16 protein-coding genes and 1 pseudogene are annotated in these 15,150 nt (G+C 45.7%); 9 read left to right on the forward strand and 8 right to left on the reverse strand.

Annotation, left to right across the window (positions count from 1 at the left end; translation table 11 throughout):
• Positions 1 to 21: 21 nt before the first annotated feature.
• On the reverse strand, positions 22 to 759 hold the full coding sequence (locus tag QF041_RS14555; protein ID WP_074093832.1) for a hypothetical protein: 738 nt from the start codon (positions 757 to 759) through the stop codon (positions 22 to 24).
• Between the two features lie 163 nt (positions 760 to 922).
• Here QF041_RS14555 and QF041_RS14560 point away from each other — a divergent pair, with 163 nt between their 5' ends.
• A complete protein-coding gene (locus tag QF041_RS14560; RefSeq protein WP_307414684.1) occupies positions 923 to 1,927 on the forward strand; it encodes a hypothetical protein in 1,005 nt (334 codons plus the stop codon).
• Positions 1,928 to 1,981: 54 nt separating this feature from the next.
• A complete protein-coding gene (locus QF041_RS14565) occupies positions 1,982 to 2,224 on the forward strand; it encodes an NHLP leader peptide family RiPP precursor (protein WP_091015589.1) in 243 nt (80 codons plus the stop codon).
• Between the two features lie 75 nt (positions 2,225 to 2,299).
• Here the strand turns inward: QF041_RS14565 and QF041_RS14570 are convergent, their stop codons facing one another.
• Entirely contained in the window at positions 2,300 to 4,198 is a 1,899-nt protein-coding gene (locus tag QF041_RS14570) for a sensor histidine kinase (RefSeq protein WP_100526916.1), read from the reverse strand.
• Positions 4,199 to 4,351: 153 nt separating this feature from the next.
• Positions 4,352 to 4,633 carry a hypothetical protein gene (locus tag QF041_RS14575; RefSeq protein WP_017690238.1) on the reverse strand — a complete coding sequence of 94 codons (282 nt, stop codon included), beginning with the start codon at positions 4,631 to 4,633 and terminating at the stop codon, positions 4,352 to 4,354.
• Positions 4,634 to 4,778: 145 nt separating this feature from the next.
• Here QF041_RS14575 and QF041_RS14580 point away from each other — a divergent pair, with 145 nt between their 5' ends.
• The 3 genes from QF041_RS14580 (at position 4,779) to QF041_RS14590 (ending at position 5,663) form a co-directional block, all read left to right on the forward strand.
• Entirely contained in the window at positions 4,779 to 4,940 is a 162-nt protein-coding gene (locus tag QF041_RS14580; protein ID WP_017690239.1) for a hypothetical protein, read from the forward strand.
• A 120-nt stretch (positions 4,941 to 5,060) separates the two neighbouring features.
• The gene (locus tag QF041_RS14585; protein ID WP_036611534.1) at positions 5,061 to 5,432 is read left to right on the forward strand and encodes a hypothetical protein; all 372 of its coding nucleotides are present in this window, start codon (positions 5,061 to 5,063) and stop codon (positions 5,430 to 5,432) included.
• A gap of 39 nt (positions 5,433 to 5,471) precedes the next feature.
• Positions 5,472 to 5,663, forward strand: coding sequence for a hypothetical protein (locus tag QF041_RS14590; RefSeq protein WP_221819027.1), 192 nt, complete (start codon positions 5,472 to 5,474; stop codon positions 5,661 to 5,663).
• 102 nt (positions 5,664 to 5,765) lie between these two features.
• On the opposite strand, the gene QF041_RS14595 is transcribed toward QF041_RS14590, so the two are convergent.
• Positions 5,766 to 6,980 (reverse strand): MFS transporter, encoded by a 1,215-nt coding sequence (locus QF041_RS14595; protein ID WP_047841895.1) that lies wholly within the window; start codon positions 6,978 to 6,980, stop codon positions 5,766 to 5,768.
• A gap of 255 nt (positions 6,981 to 7,235) precedes the next feature.
• Here QF041_RS14595 and QF041_RS14600 point away from each other — a divergent pair.
• The 3 genes and pseudogenes from QF041_RS14600 (at position 7,236) to QF041_RS14610 (ending at position 9,626) form a co-directional block, all read left to right on the forward strand.
• Positions 7,236 to 7,887, forward strand: a pseudogene (locus QF041_RS14600) (peptidylprolyl isomerase).
• Positions 7,888 to 8,361: 474 nt separating this feature from the next.
• On the forward strand, positions 8,362 to 8,625 hold the full coding sequence (locus tag QF041_RS14605; RefSeq protein WP_211081827.1) for a YqkE family protein: 264 nt from the start codon (positions 8,362 to 8,364) through the stop codon (positions 8,623 to 8,625).
• Positions 8,626 to 8,831: 206 nt separating this feature from the next.
• Positions 8,832 to 9,626: an SDR family oxidoreductase gene (locus QF041_RS14610; protein ID WP_036612094.1), complete on the forward strand. Its 795-nt coding sequence runs from the start codon at positions 8,832 to 8,834 to the stop codon at positions 9,624 to 9,626.
• A 139-nt stretch (positions 9,627 to 9,765) separates the two neighbouring features.
• Here the strand turns inward: QF041_RS14610 and QF041_RS14615 are convergent, their stop codons facing one another.
• Entirely contained in the window at positions 9,766 to 10,527 is a 762-nt protein-coding gene (locus QF041_RS14615; protein ID WP_307414685.1) for a YwaF family protein, read from the reverse strand.
• Positions 10,528 to 10,789: 262 nt separating this feature from the next.
• On the opposite strand from QF041_RS14615, the gene QF041_RS14620 reads away from it, so the two are divergent.
• Entirely contained in the window at positions 10,790 to 11,764 is a 975-nt protein-coding gene (locus tag QF041_RS14620) for a ring-cleaving dioxygenase (protein ID WP_307414686.1), read from the forward strand.
• An 84-nt stretch (positions 11,765 to 11,848) separates the two neighbouring features.
• On the opposite strand, the gene QF041_RS14625 is transcribed toward QF041_RS14620, so the two are convergent.
• From QF041_RS14625 to QF041_RS14635, 3 genes are all read right to left on the reverse strand, one after another.
• Positions 11,849 to 12,556: a stalk domain-containing protein gene (locus tag QF041_RS14625; RefSeq protein ID WP_221819022.1), complete on the reverse strand. Its 708-nt coding sequence runs from the start codon at positions 12,554 to 12,556 to the stop codon at positions 11,849 to 11,851.
• Positions 12,557 to 12,825: 269 nt separating this feature from the next.
• Complete coding sequence (locus tag QF041_RS14630; RefSeq protein WP_307414687.1) at positions 12,826 to 13,671, reverse strand: hypothetical protein; 846 nt, start codon at positions 13,669 to 13,671, stop codon at positions 12,826 to 12,828.
• Positions 13,672 to 13,869: 198 nt separating this feature from the next.
• On the reverse strand, positions 13,870 to 15,147 hold the full coding sequence (locus QF041_RS14635; RefSeq protein WP_221819020.1) for a methyl-accepting chemotaxis protein: 1,278 nt from the start codon (positions 15,145 to 15,147) through the stop codon (positions 13,870 to 13,872).
• Positions 15,148 to 15,150: the final 3 nt, after the last annotated feature.

The raw sequence follows: 15,150 nt of genomic DNA on the forward strand, positions 1-15,150 counted from the left end.
CCCTCACGGAGACGCTCTTCTTTATTTCACTTCACTCGAAGTTGATCGTCCAGGAACAGGTTCCTGGGGACCCGGGGCTGGATGCACGTTGCCCTTCTGATTCACAAATCTCTTCAGATCACCGGTTAATTGTTCCTTCAGCTTGTCCACCAGCTGTGTTTCGCTAATGCCTTTTGCCTGAGCAATCTCAGCCAGGGATTTCCCTCCCTGAAGCTGCTCGTGCAGTTGAGCAGGGGTCACTCCAATAAACCGGGCAATTTCGCCCTTATCTACCATGGAACGTTTGCCATGGTGGGCAAATTCACGCCGCAAATCACGCAGCGGGGTATTAATGACCTTTTTCAACTTGGTATCCATGTCTGCCTTCGTGGCTGCAGCTTGTTCCTTGGTGAGACAACCTTCTTCTACAGCTTGATCCAGACGCTGTGCCAGTGTAGGCTTCAACTTCTGCAATAACTGCTCCTCACTAAGTCCCTTACGCTCTTTCGCAATCTGGGACAACGTCTTGCCAAGTTCCATCTGTTCTTTCAGATCCCGAAGTCCAATCCCAAGCAAGTCTGCCGTCTCACCAATCATAAACAGACCGTGTCCTGCCTGCATGCATGGCTTCGCTGGTTTGCTGGAGGAAGAAACTTTTGACGCATCGTCATGTTCCTCAGCCCGAACGGTTGAATCAGCGAATGCTACATGTCCTGTTGCTGCTGTTATAACTACGGCTGCCAATCCGGCTGCCATCCATGTTTTCCATTTCAAATTCATTTTTCTGCCGCCTTTCCGATGTCGAAATCCTGTGCCTTCCTAGTTTGAGCCTAAAATCCACTTTTTTATGCCATAAAATACAAAAAGTCATCATTTTTCTCACAATTGATCACAAAAAATCCTATTTTTTTCAGTTTATTTCCGCTATACTGAATGTAACTTCATGATTATAGTCGAACAGTCCTTAGTCACCTTATCGCAGGAAGGACGAGATGTAACGATGCGGAGAAATTGGTTAGATCCGTTTAGATCCGATCTGGAGGTCGTGTTTGCTTCAGCGGAACAACTCGTACGGGAATATCCCGAACCCTTGTCAGGACATGCATTAGAGCAGCTTCGTTCGGTTAATCCGCTGTTACGAGATTCGGGACACAGCTACATCGGGTACATCACTCCACTTTGGATGCAACACTCAGATAAACTACCCCCAGAGAAAGCACACCAATTAAGTACAGCCTGTCTCATCCATATGTTATATTTTCTGAATCAGGACGACGTGATGGATGAACAACCGGAGAATGCCACATTGAAGTTATCCCTGGGTAATCTATATTACATGGATGCACTTCAACTTTACTCGGTATTATTCAATCCTTCCTCCACGTTCTGGGTCTATTTCAGACAATATGTAGTGGATTGGGCCGTGAGTGTTACGGGTGAGCATTCCATTGATTATTTCCAACAGAATCCCTTGTTGATTGCGCAAAAGGCTGCCCCTCTCCTCATTGGAGCTACTGGTGCACTGCTTCTGCTGAATCAGTCCGACCGGATCATCCCGGTGTGTTCTGCCATCAACATCACACTCATGACACTCCAGATGACCGATGACTTCACAGACACGCAACAAGATGCTGTGCATGGAAACTACAACAGCTACCTCTCCCACATATCCGCAGCACTGAATCACAACTATCCAGTTCATCCTCTAAGCGAACGTATACATGACAATGTATATAATACACAACTCATGAACTCTTACGTAGACATTGCTTATCACTATAATCGTACACTAACATCGTCTAACTTAGGAATATCGCATCTTGAGGCGTTTAATTCTTATTTATGCAGCACTTTAGTACAAGCTGTTCAGGACATTACACAACGGAAGAAACGGCTCCTCCAAGGCGGGTTTCATCACTGGATTAGCGAGCAACAGTTGGGATTCTGAACATAAGGACTAAGCTGATTCAGTTTAATTTTAAATATGAAGGGAATGTTGACGATGATGGTATCAGAGAAAACGTTGCATGAGGATATTATTGAAAAGGCTTGGACTGACGAGCACTTCAGACAACAATTGCACTCCAATCCGAAGCAGGCGCTTCGTGAAGCGTTCGGCATCGTAATTCCGGAGCACATTCAGGTACGTACTGTTGAGGAGCAGCAGAATGACTATGTTCTTGTCATACCTCCCAACCCTTCCAAAGTAAATTATGATGTGAATTGTGGGCCTTGGAGAAGTTAAACCGGGTGAGTTATTGGTAATGTAAGAAATCAGGGGTAGGAACAAAAAAAGCCGCTGTATCCTTCTGTGAGTTCGTCAATCGACGAACTCGGCAAAAGATACAACCGCTTCTGTTCCTACCCCTTTGGTGCTTGTAAAGCTGATCTGTCCTTGCATCGCTTCAACAATTCGGAATGTCACCATCATGCCCAGGCCTGTGCCTTTGATTTTATTGGAGAAATAAGGCTCGCCCAACCGGGAGAGTGCTTCCTCGTCCATTCCTTCTCCGTTATCCCTGACATGCACCTTAATCATTCCATCCTGCTTGTACGCCCAGATATCAATCTGACCTTGTCCCTGCAGAGCTTCAATACTGTTCTTGATAATATTGATAAAAGCCTGCTTGAACTTCGAGGAATTGCCTCGAATATATAGATCTGGCGGAATGTCGGTGGTGATTTTACCACCTTCCAGATTAGCCATCGGTACAAGAATGCCTTCAATATGATTGAATTCATCCGAGATATTGAGCGAGATAATATGGTCAAACTCAGGTTTGGCAAAGGTAAGAAAATCCGTTATGATGCCCGAAGCCCGATCAAGTTCTTCCAGTGCAATTCGCACATACCCCTTATTTTTGTTGTCTTCCTGTTCCGTCATAAGTTGCAGGAACCCTCTTGTCACCTGAAGTGGATTACGTACTTCATGGGCAACTGAAGCAGCCAGTTCGCTAATAATCTCCATCTTTTCGGATCGCTGCAACTCATTGTTGAACAGCTCCAGTTCCTTGGAATACTCTAGAACTTTAGTATGTTTTTCGGCAAAACGACTTCCGAGAATGGCAATCAACGAGATCACAAATGCAACCATGGACCATTTCCACCATAACAGATGATACGTCCCACTCCGCTGATAATACCACAACAGTTCAGCCACACTGATCAAAGCAAATGTACCAAATCCCGTTGCAAGCAGCATAGCTTCCCGATTTCGTTGCAGCGCTTTGGCGATGGTACCAACCAACAGGATTGTCAGCAGAATGACCAACACAATGCCAACCACACGCTGTACGAGTAGATTGTAGAGGATCTCCCATTGCCCACCTGAAGTAACATAGATAAATAGAGAGAACACAGCGATAACTGAATATATGAATAGTATTTTTCGCAGTTTGGTGAAGATTCCATGCAGTCCTGGCCCGATAATCTGTTCAAAAAAATAACATAGCGCTGGCATACCCAGCAGCATCGCCAGATCAAAGACTACGGAATACAGGTCACCATATACCTGATAGAACGTATACAAAAATTGCGAGTACGTGATGATCATCGTGCCGATGGAACCCATCACGATGCATAGCGAGATCCATAATCCCTTATGGAATTTGCCAAGGAAGAACGTACAACTCAGCATCGTAATCGCTGTGAAAACAAAGGTCGCGCCCAAAATTACATCAATAAGTCCGTTATGAATATATTTCTCCTGTAACGCGGCATAAGGTCCAACCTGAACAGTACCTTGTATCCCCAGACGGCCTTTTTCATTTTGCGACCATACATAGAGCGTGTCACCTGAATTTTCGCTGGATAAGGGCAGCAACACAGCATTATTATCATAATTGTAATGATAGTTCTCGTAGACCTTGCGGTCTTCCAGATAAACAACAATATGATTGCCTTTAATGTTCTCAAATCGAATGGCTGAACTTTCCTCACTCAACTCAGGAATGGTCAGGCGAGTCCATAAAGAATTCGATCGATCCGTATTGCTATACTCTAACTTATCGCTACCCTGCTTTTCCCATATTTCGTCTGCTCCCTTAACCTCACTGATGAATCCTTGATCGTCAACGTTCCCCCATTTTACTTCCCATCCTGTAATGGATACAGGTTGCTGAACCGCTCCTGTAGTTGCAAAGACTATCCCATGTGGCATGCCTAGAATAATCAATACACTCATCCATAAGATGACGATAGCTTTGGGCACATTTTTCATTCACAGCACCTCAAAGTTCTAATTTTCCCTATCTTAGATTCTCTCATTTATCATTCGCCACCGTTTGTCACGTCACCTTCTTGAGATAAAATGAAATTTCACATTTAAGTCGATTTATAGTCTTATTTCCATTTTATTGTTAAAGTTATCCGATTAATCACGCAGGTCTTCGAACTGGTTCACTATCATTTCCCGTTCTTTCTGTTCAACTTGACTGCGAAATTCAAGCCACTGCTCTGTCTCCTCATCATCATAGATGGTCCATATGTCGGAAAAAAGGAAATCCCGTAACTGTACAACTTGCCCGGACCATATACCGCCTACCCAAAACAAACCATCCGGACGACGGATGACGGTACGGGAGAACCCGGGTGTGGACGCCTTTTGCCCGATACGGATGCGTGTGATCATATTGCCCAGTGTGAACCAGTCCACATGAAATTCCTCCCTTACATATTCAAGCTTCATCATAACATAGGCAAAACAGGAAAAGCTGTAAAAACGGTTGCTGCGATTCAATCCTTTGCTCCGGGTGTAATGGTTTCTCAAAGCAAACAAACACGCTAAGGAGATGATTACAATGAATGAGCCACATCGTACGGTTGAGGTGGAACATAAGGATGTTCAGCATAAATCGGATTCAAGTATGGTCGCTTCCACATTTATTAAATATGCCGCATATATCATTATCTTTTTCGGATTCTTATACTTCTTGGTTAAATATGTATTCCCCAAATTCTAAGGCATTCATATCGTAGTGAACACCCGGAGATAATAACCTGTGCAAGATTACAACACTAGCGCTTTGGGTAACTACGGGTAAGAAGTTTTGGACAACCGACAATGAAAGGAAGTGTTACTCATGTCTGACAAACCAATTAGTAACGAAGAGAGCGACCGCTATTATGACCGTTATCAGAGGTCCCGCGATATTCCCCCAGAGACGGAAGTCCCGGAAGGCGATATGGATACCTTTGATGAAGTTTCCGGCAGACGGATTGTAACGGAAGATTCGGATCTGGCACCCGTAGCCGCAACCGCTGTGGACGAGCCGGAATTGGATTCACGTTTGGCTGAGACACCGCTGGAATCTGTACCGGATGCAGATCTTCTGCAACCGAACAGTCCGGTTGATCCTGCTGCACCCGATCCAGATGCGCTGCATGGTACCGATCTGCTTAATGGCGCTGGTGCGGATGCCAAACCGGAGAACGACATTCCACCACGCCATTAACGGCTGTTATGACATCCTGAATGAGGAGGTGCATACACGATGAAGGAAGATCGCCAAAAGCAGGTGCATGAACCGGATAATCTCGTGACCGAACGGGATATTGACCCGGACTTCGGATTGTTCACTGAGGACTCCTTCCCCGAAGCACTTGAGGATGAGGACCAACGTGATGCGGTCGAGCATGCCATTCCCAAAGAGAAGGCTTCTCGTAAGCCCTCTTCGGATGACTAACTTATATAGATCCGTAGTAGACTTAAAAAAGATGACGTCTGTAATTTCACAGCGTCATCTTTTTTGTTACCTGTAAGTTCACGTACTCTTAGGGATTCAGCATCATCGTTTAGCGGAAACCTTACTTGCCACGGGCAGTTTGTGATCCAATCCTGACCACTTCGCTACAATCGCAGTGATGATCAATGCCACTCCATTAATAATAAATATCCAGCGTATCGGCAGCCAGCCTCCAAGTACACCACCAATAATCGGTCCCGCCATCGTCCCGATCTGGGCGGCGGATTGATTCAGACTAAAGGCCCTGCCCCGGAAACTCGATGCGGTAGCCTGCACAATCATGGCGTTAATTGCCGGAAATACAGCCGCAAAGAATAAACCGTACACAAATCGTAAAATGCCGAATGCTATATAACCTGTTGTAAAGAACTGCAGAAGATTCCCTACAGCCCCACCAACCAGTCCGATGATCAACACTTTACCGTATCCAATCCTTGAACCAATCTTGCCCCAACGCGGCGCCATAATAACTGTTGCTACCCCCACCGCTGAGAAAATAATACCCGAGCTGAGTGAGGCACGATCCGGCTGAACGCCCATCTCCATCACATAGACCGTCAATAGTGGCTCCAGAATCATGACGGAGAATGTACATATGCCCATCATGCCAAGCACCGTCATAAACAAACGATTCGCTCTCGCTTCACGAATGTCATCCATGACGTGAGAACGCGCTTTGTTCCGGTTGAAGTTCTCTTCTTTTACCCAGAAGGTTGCGATGATTGCTGAGACTAACACAACAATAGCCGAAAACAAAAATGCATTCCGGTTCCCATAATAATGACTCACCACGCCACCAATTAATGGTCCGATAATACCACCAGTGGCTCCTGCAGTGGACATAATACCAAGTGCATAACCCGTCTTCTCTTCAGGTGTATTCGTGCCTACCAAGGCAATCGCTGCTGGAACAAACCCTGCAAGCAGACCCTGAAACAATCGAACAACAATCAGCGAATACGGGTCCTGCACGAAATAATTGATTAAATACAAGACGGCAAGGCTGTATCCCGACCGGATCAGCATGGGCTTGCGTCCGTATTTATCAGCCAGTGATCCCCAGAACGGAGACACGAGTGCACTCGCGAGAAACGTAATGCCAAATGCCAGTCCTGACCATAACTCCAGGTGATCACGAACCCCCAAGTCAGCACTTAGAAACAGGGGCAGAAATGGAATCGAGATCGAATACGCGGTGCTACAAAAAAATACACCAATCCACAATATGACCAGATTGCGCTTCCACGAGAAGTTCATATATCCGCACGCCCTTTCCGTTACTGACGCCGGGACTGCCGTGTATTGGAGCGGACGGAACAGACCCGTACGTCCCGATGCGGAAGCATTTTCCTTATTTTACACCCATCATTCCATGAAGGCCATCCCTTGTTCACCACAAACACATGTATTACATTGCCATCCTGTCCACAAAAACGGTATGATAGTTGGGTAAATATCCAAATATGATTTGGAGAAAATATATAATGCAGAGATGCAAGGAGGAACGTTTTCATGTCTTTACGGTGGAAAAAAACAACCGCAGTATCGCTCGTTCTTGCGATGCTGCTTATCGTCATTAGTGGTTGCGGACGCCCTGCGACCAGTGCCGAGAAAGCGCCGGTCCCGGCCGCACCTGAAGGTCCAAACCCAGTGGCTACCATTGAGATGCAGGATGGTCAAAAGGATCGTTATTGAGCTCTATCCCGAGATTGCACCCAACACGGTGTATAATTTCATCTCCCTTGCGAATAAAGGGTTCTATGACGGCCTGGTCTTTCACCGGGTCATTCCGGGCTTCATGATTCAGGGTGGTGATCCCAATGGCAACGGTTCAGGCGGCCCAGGTTATACGATTAAAGGGGAATTTACATCCAACGGCCACAAGAATCACCTAAATCATACTCGGGGAATCATTTCGATGGCACGTAAATCGGATAATCTTGATTCAGCTGGTTCCCAATTTTTCATCATGTTAGCTGACGCGGATTACCTGGATAACGCATACGCTACCTTCGGTAAGGTAACAGAAGGTATGGAAGTTGTTGATGGTATTGCTGCTCAGGAAATAGGTGAAGGTGACAAACCCGTTAAGGATCAAGTTATGAAAAAGGTTATGGTAGATACCCACGGTCTGGAATATCCAGAACCGGTAAAAATGCCTTAATTAACATCCTTGCCAAACGGATGATAATCCATGGTTATGATTCGTAATGAACTCTAAACAAACAAAAGCTCTGTCCTATGCGAATGTCGCAAGGCAGAGCTTTATTTAATGATAGCGGTTACATATATGACTTTATAAAAAATGACCTCTTCCGGCATCATCCTCAATACATCCATCCCATCAAACGTAACCAGCCGATAATCGCAATCCATAACGGGCAGCTGAAGGCAACGCCCCATGCAAGCCCTTTCAGTAAACCACGGTTTACTTCCACGAACAACGACTCCTTTCTCCAGGGAATAGTCGCAGTATCGGTAATAGTATATGATTTTATACCCGTTTTCATTCGTCACGCAACCCTCGTTTTCCTGCTTTTGTTCCGCAGACTCATGGAATGCTTTACGGGAACCTGATATACTATGACTACTGTACGATAAATGGAACCTGATTCATGTTTGGAAAGGAGATTTTCCTATGGCAAAATCCAAAAAACGCACTCCTGCTCCCAAAACAGCAGTAGCACAGGATAAACCCACAACACTGAAGGATCTGCTTAGCAGTGATGTGCTGGAGAAGCTGAAAGCTCAGGCGGATGAAGCCAAGGCTGCCGAAGCGGCTCTTAAAGAGCAGGAACGTCAGCAGGCAGAAGAAGCTCGCCAAGCGGAGCAGAAGCGCCGGGATAACGATTTCGAATATTTGCTCAATAACAGTGCAATGGACTGGAAGAAACATAAGTAAGCTAGGGCATGACCTAGGGGTGTCTCCTATCACACATGCCAAAATAATATTACAGCAGACAGATCATGAAGATGATCTGCTCACAGAACAGGGCCGCATTGCGGTCCTGTTCTTTTTGATATATACACATATGATTCACGCGTCTTGAGCCGGGTATGTTAGAAGTAGAACGTACAACGATAATCTAACTCATGGAGGGATCAGATATGACAGAACAACGTTTGGAAGGCAAAGTCGCGATTGTAACCGGAGGTGGATCGGGTATTGGCCAGGCTACCGCTATTCGTTTCGCCGAGCATGGAGCCAAAGTGTACATGCTGGATCGCACACCCGAAAATGCGGAGGAAACAAAACAGACGATTGAAAAGGCTGGCGGAGAAGCGTATGTGATCGAATGTGATATCTCCAAACCGGATAATGTGCAGAAGGCAATCAATCAGGCTGCGGCTGAAGCGGGTAAACTGGATATCATATTTGCGAATGCTGGCATCAACGGAACGATGGCCCCGATCGAAACGATGGAAATTGAGGACTGGGACCAGACGATGGAGATCAATATGCGCGGAACCTTCGCAACCGTCAAATATGCTATTCCTCATCTGAAAGAACATGGCGGCAGCATCATTATTACCAGTTCCATCAACGGTAACCGGGTCTTCTCAGGGATTGGATTCTCTGCATACGCTTCCAGCAAAGCGGGACAAACTGCGTTTACGAAGATGGCTGCCCTGGAACTGGCTCGTTATAAGATCCGTGTAAATGCCGTCTGCCCAGGTGCCATCGATACCAACATTGATGATAACACCTACCCGTCGGATGATCTGAAAGAAGTACAGATTCCTGTTGAATTCCCTGAGGGTCATGAACATCCGCTCAAGGGCGAACCTGGAACGTCGAAGCAAGTGGCGAACCTCGTTCTGTTCCTCGCTTCCGATGAAGCCTCTCATGTTACAGGTACACGAATCTATGTGGATGGTGCGGAATCTCTGCTCCGTGGATAAAAATATAAAGATAAGTTGGCCCCATTCAGGGACAACGCCCAAACATCCCGCAAGCGATCTGATCCGGTCAGATTACTGCGGGATGTTTTATATATAAAGAGTTTATAGTACGGCGCAGGCACAACTACAAGGATTATCACTATACCGCGGAGCTTTTACCTTTTTTCACACGATGCTTCAACCGGTCTGGAATGGCAAAGAGCAAAATGTACATCAGCGAAAACAAGACTAACGCAAGTATCTCTTCCCCAAGAATGTACAAGGGATACGGACCTAGCATATCCAGCACCGAGGGTGTACTCGGTTTGTGTCTCAAAAACATATAATTCGCGTCAAGCATGACATCTACAACGTATACGATTAATGCTGCCACATTCACAAATATCATCGAACCTGCTACAGATCTCCAGCTAGGTCGCAACTGTTCCACCCAGGTCATGTAGAGTAAAGCCAGAATGATACAGGCATGAGCAACGAAAAATTGAATGAATCGAAAATGTGCATAACCATAACCCAAATTAGGAGTCAGGATCGCCATAAGGGCTCCAGCAATGCCTGCAAACAGCAGTGCAGAATGTAACAGTCGACTGCGTGTCAGTAGTAACAACGCCGATAATAGCAGAGACAGACTGCATAGTTCGAGTGGCAGTGACGTCTTCAGGCTCCATATCCCTCCATACACATACCAGAGTTGCAGCACGATTTCGCAGGCAAACATGATGCAGGCCAGAACAATCCGCAGTATGCGGCGTACCCTCTCTGACCATGATCGAAAATGGTGTCGAAGCAAAAACATCAGTACAATCAATGCTGTAATTACGCTAATTGAAACGATATGTGAACGGGAGAACAGGATAAACGGCTCTGCATCATAAGGGTCCAGCCATGGTGGATACGCCACGCATCTCTTCTCTCCTTTTCGATTATCTCACCAACATTATCTCTCTTTAATGTTAACTTTTTCATTTTGCCATTGAATGAAAGTGCTGTCCAGTTGGAATTCTAAATAAGCATTGTAATTTAAATATCTTTATGTTAAGATAAATTCAGAACCAAAACAAACGAAAAGTTAGTAACTTTCTTAACCGAAATAAAATATACCGTACTTAACAAACGTTCAACTGAACATTTACACTATCCCATTTCATCTAGGAGGAATTATTATGCAAATCAAAGGACTTCACCACGTATCAGCTCTAACAGCACATGCCGATCAGAACTATCGTTTCTACACCAACATCATGGGTCTGCGCCTCATTAAAAAAACAGTCAACCAGGACGACGTGTCCGTCTACCATCTCTTCTATGGCGATGAAAAAGGCAATCCGGGTACCGAACTTACCTTCTTCGAGATTCCGATGGCCGGACAGACTCGTGAAGGTGTGAACAGCATATCTGGAACGTCACTGCGCGTTCCAAGTGATGCGGCACTTACTTACTGGCATCAGCGTTTTGACGAATTCGAAGTCCCACATGGAGAGATTGTTGAACGGGGTGGTCGTGCCACGCTCTCGTTCACAGACTTTGAAGGACAACGTCTGATTCTGGTCTCGGATGAAAACAATACAGGTGTCGCTGGTGGTAAACCATGGGATCAGAGCCCTGTGCCTGCCGAGTATGGCATTGTAGGCCTAGGCCCTATCCATCTTACGGTAAAAGATGCTTCCCTTACCGCTCCGGTTCTTACCGAACTGCTCGGTTTCAGAGCCAAAGGAAGTTACCCAGCCTTTACTCCAGGTCAACCTGATGTACTCGTTTTTGAATCCGGTGAAGGTGGCAGCGGCTCCGAGGTGCATGTTGAGGAACGGAATGACCTTGCCCAAGAGCGTCCTGGACGTGGCAGTGTACATCATGTTGCGTTCCGTGTGGATAACGAAGAAGAACTGAAACAATGGGTGGAACGGGTTCGTAACTTCCAATTCCCTAACTCAGGGTTTGTAGATCGCTTCTACTTCCGCTCCCTGTATTTCCGTGAAGCAAACGGTATTCTGTTCGAGCTTGCAACCGATGGTCCGGGATTTGATACAGACGAAGAATTGGAGCATCTGGGTGAATCGCTTGCTTTGCCTCCATTCCTTGAAGGTCGCCGCGCCGAGATTGAAGCCAATCTCAAACCGCTGGATACCGTCATTCGTTAAACATAAAAACGATTATCACCATGTGTGTTATGGACTTGATCCAGCAACACCATCGTTGATAATCGTTTTTTTATTACGTATATTTTATTTAACCAAATACGATGTTGTAAGAGGTACAAATAGCGATGAACCTGGATCTTCTGAAACAATCTCAACAAAAACAGCTTCCGTACCCGATACATCGACGTCCAGGCTTACCAATCCGCTTCCCGGCGATATACTCAGCTTTTTGAGAACCGTATTGTCCTGGTTGATTACCTGTATCTCCTGATTCCCTTGAAGAGCGGCCAGTTCCAGATGCAGGGAAGAATACTTTTTGCCCGTCATGATCTGGAAGTCGTCTCCTTGCTTCACGGAATCTGTATGCAGATATACATCTTTATAATCCTTGCCTTTGTAAGTAGTCTCCGCAGGATCTTTGGTATGCCATGCAGTAGATCCCAACACCGTTGTTCCCAGTGTACTTAGTGTTACTTTATCGTTGGTTACTGGCCCGGTTTCATTTTTTCCACCAATCAGGACGGATGAAGTTGCACTGTCATAAGTGATCTCTGTCCCAAGCAAGGATCCCACAGCACGCACAGGCAAATAAGTCGTTCCGTTGTAAGTGATAGGCAACACTGTTTTACCATTGGCATCTTTAGCTGTCACCGTGGCACCATTCATTTTTAGCGTAATCTTGCTGTTCAGATAGGCTTTAATCTGTTCCAGTCCTGTTGCTGCGAGTGCACCTGTTCCGATTCCAAGCGTTAATGTGCCTACCATCAAACCCAGTACAACCTTTTTCTTCATCAAAATCCCTCCTGAATGTTAAAATGATTTGTCCTTTATACATTTAAACGACTAAAGCGATAAAGTCAATTGTTTCCTACGTTTTTAGTACACTGTGCCTATTTCCGGGCAGCACAAAACGAGGCTGTATGTCCCGATTTTTTTTCAGCCTCGCCCTGTTTCCCACTGTCCGTATACGGAGTAAGGAAGATATTCTTGTCAGATGTTCACTTAACTCCACACTCGAGAACTTTCAATTCCCGCTGTATTACGATATCAACATGACGCCATTAATCAAAAGTTTCATAATATTCTTCTTCATACACTTCCATACTGTACTTCAAATCTACGGCCTTCCACTCGCCATCTTGATACTCATAAGTGAATGTCAGATCACCCGCATATAAAGCCGCACCGTAAGATCCTGCTGCTAATACGACAAGCTGACCATCTTCTACACTGTAATAGGTTACTCCACCGAATCCCAACTCTTCGTTATATACGCCGCCACTTGTATCTTCCTCAATCCGTAAAGGTTCTGCTTGAACGCCATCAACGGCGACATCAACATCCACGCGGTCTGATCTAACCGTAACTTTTGACTTCACATGCTGTTTCGCAATCTCATCCAGAGATTGCATCTTCATCTCCTCCAGCGTTACCGGATTAATGATACGTGCTTGTCCCAAATAAATACCTGTTCCATGACCTTCTGTGTACAAAACAATAATTTCTTTCTGGCCGTCTCCATTCAGATCCAGCTCGTGCACTTCGGGTTTGTAAGACCCACCTTCTCCCTGCCAATCACTAAATTCTCGCGTTTTACCGTCCACTTCCAAAATCATTCCGTTATATATATAACCTGAACCCTCAACTTTCATAGGGTATAATCTGACGTTCTTATTCTCTGGAGCTACCGAAACATATTCCTCTTTCACGGGAATGGATTCCTGTGTTGTCTTCGCTGTGTCATGCATTTTATCTATATTGGAAGCCTCGACCACTTCGGTCTGGCTGGATTGATCATCTATATTAAGCTGTTTTTGCGATTCATTCATGGTTCTGGCAGCCGAAGTTGTACTAATCGTAGCTACCGCCAAAATAATCATCAGCAGGATACCTGTCCAAGTTTTCAATATACTGGGCTCCTTTATCTGTTGTGATAATCCTATTATATCTTCATTTATCGCCTGCAAGTTGCGAATTTGTTAATCTTTCATAAAATAATCTTTACAAATTTCCGTTTTCACGAAAGAACGTTCGGCTTTAACCAGAATAAGCAAATTCTCATACCAAAACTGTTCTCCAAAAACAAAAAAAATCCCGAACACAGCCTAAGGCTGCATCCGGAATGCTTTGGTTTTGTCCAATAACCGATCGGTTAATTGTCTCAGTTCTTCCGCCGAGGATGAAATCTCCTCCATGATGGCTGTCTCTTCGTGTGCGGCATCCATAATTCGTCTCGCCTCATCCGAGAACGATCCGGCTTTCCCCTGGATTTTCTTCACATGACCGTGCGTTTGCTCCACGCGACCAGTCTGTTCTGCAATCTTGGAACCGATATCATGCGCACCCTTCATAAATACTTCCACCGTGCCTGTCAGTTCATGCAACGTCTGATCTACAGAGATGGTCCGCTCCGATTCATTAACCACGAGACCATGCTGCTCATGAGACAGTTGGGCTGTCTCCCTGATCCGTTGCTGTACACGACTAATCAGCTCATTAATACGATGTACCGATTCCTTACTTTCGTCTGCCAGCTTGCGGATCTGCTGCGCCACGACTGCAAAACCAGAACCTTCTTCACCAGCTCGAGCAGCCTCAATGGAAGCATTCAGGGCAAGTAACCCTGTTTCCTCAGCAATGTTTTTGACAGAATGGGTAATTACCTCGATATCGGAGGCTTCCTTCTCCAGCAACAGCATAATGTCGCGGGAACGATTGTGCGACTCGGCCAGCTCGTCCATCCCTTTCATCAATGATGAGAAAGTCTGTTTTGTATGATCCACCGATCGTTCCATCTGACCGGACATCTCTGTCATGTCCATGGACTGGCTATGCATACGCTGGAAATCGTTCAGCATCTCATCCGCAGTAATCAGAGATTGATGGGAAGTGACCTTCTGCTCTTCTACGCCTACCGCAATATGATCTACCGCATCCGACATCATCTCGATCTGTTCGGCAGCCTGGGTAATCGCTTCACTCAGAGACTGTGCGTTCTGTGAAGTCGTTCTTGTACTGTCTGCAATATCATTTACAATGCTTCGAAGGTTAGAAACCATTGCGCGAAAAGCATCATATAATACGGTAAGTTCATCCTGCGTGCGTCGCTGCGGAATTTCGGTTGTCAGATCACCCGCTGACACCTGCTGTGCAGCCCGGGACAGGTGAACGATTGGACGAGTCAGCCAGCGTGAGGCAAACCATCCCAGAATCCCGTTCCAGCATACTCCCATGATCAAAATAATCGATATGTATACCCAATTCGGAATATCTAATGTAATCCAGTCTTTGACAAAAAATATAAAAAAGCCGCTAGTTCCGTAGGTAATAATCGAAATCAGTACCAGACCTGCGACAGTCTTTGCTCCTAAAGTCCATTTCATGTG

This window comes from Paenibacillus sp. W2I17 (assembly GCF_030815985.1).
GTDB lineage: Bacteria > Bacillota > Bacilli > Paenibacillales > Paenibacillaceae > Paenibacillus.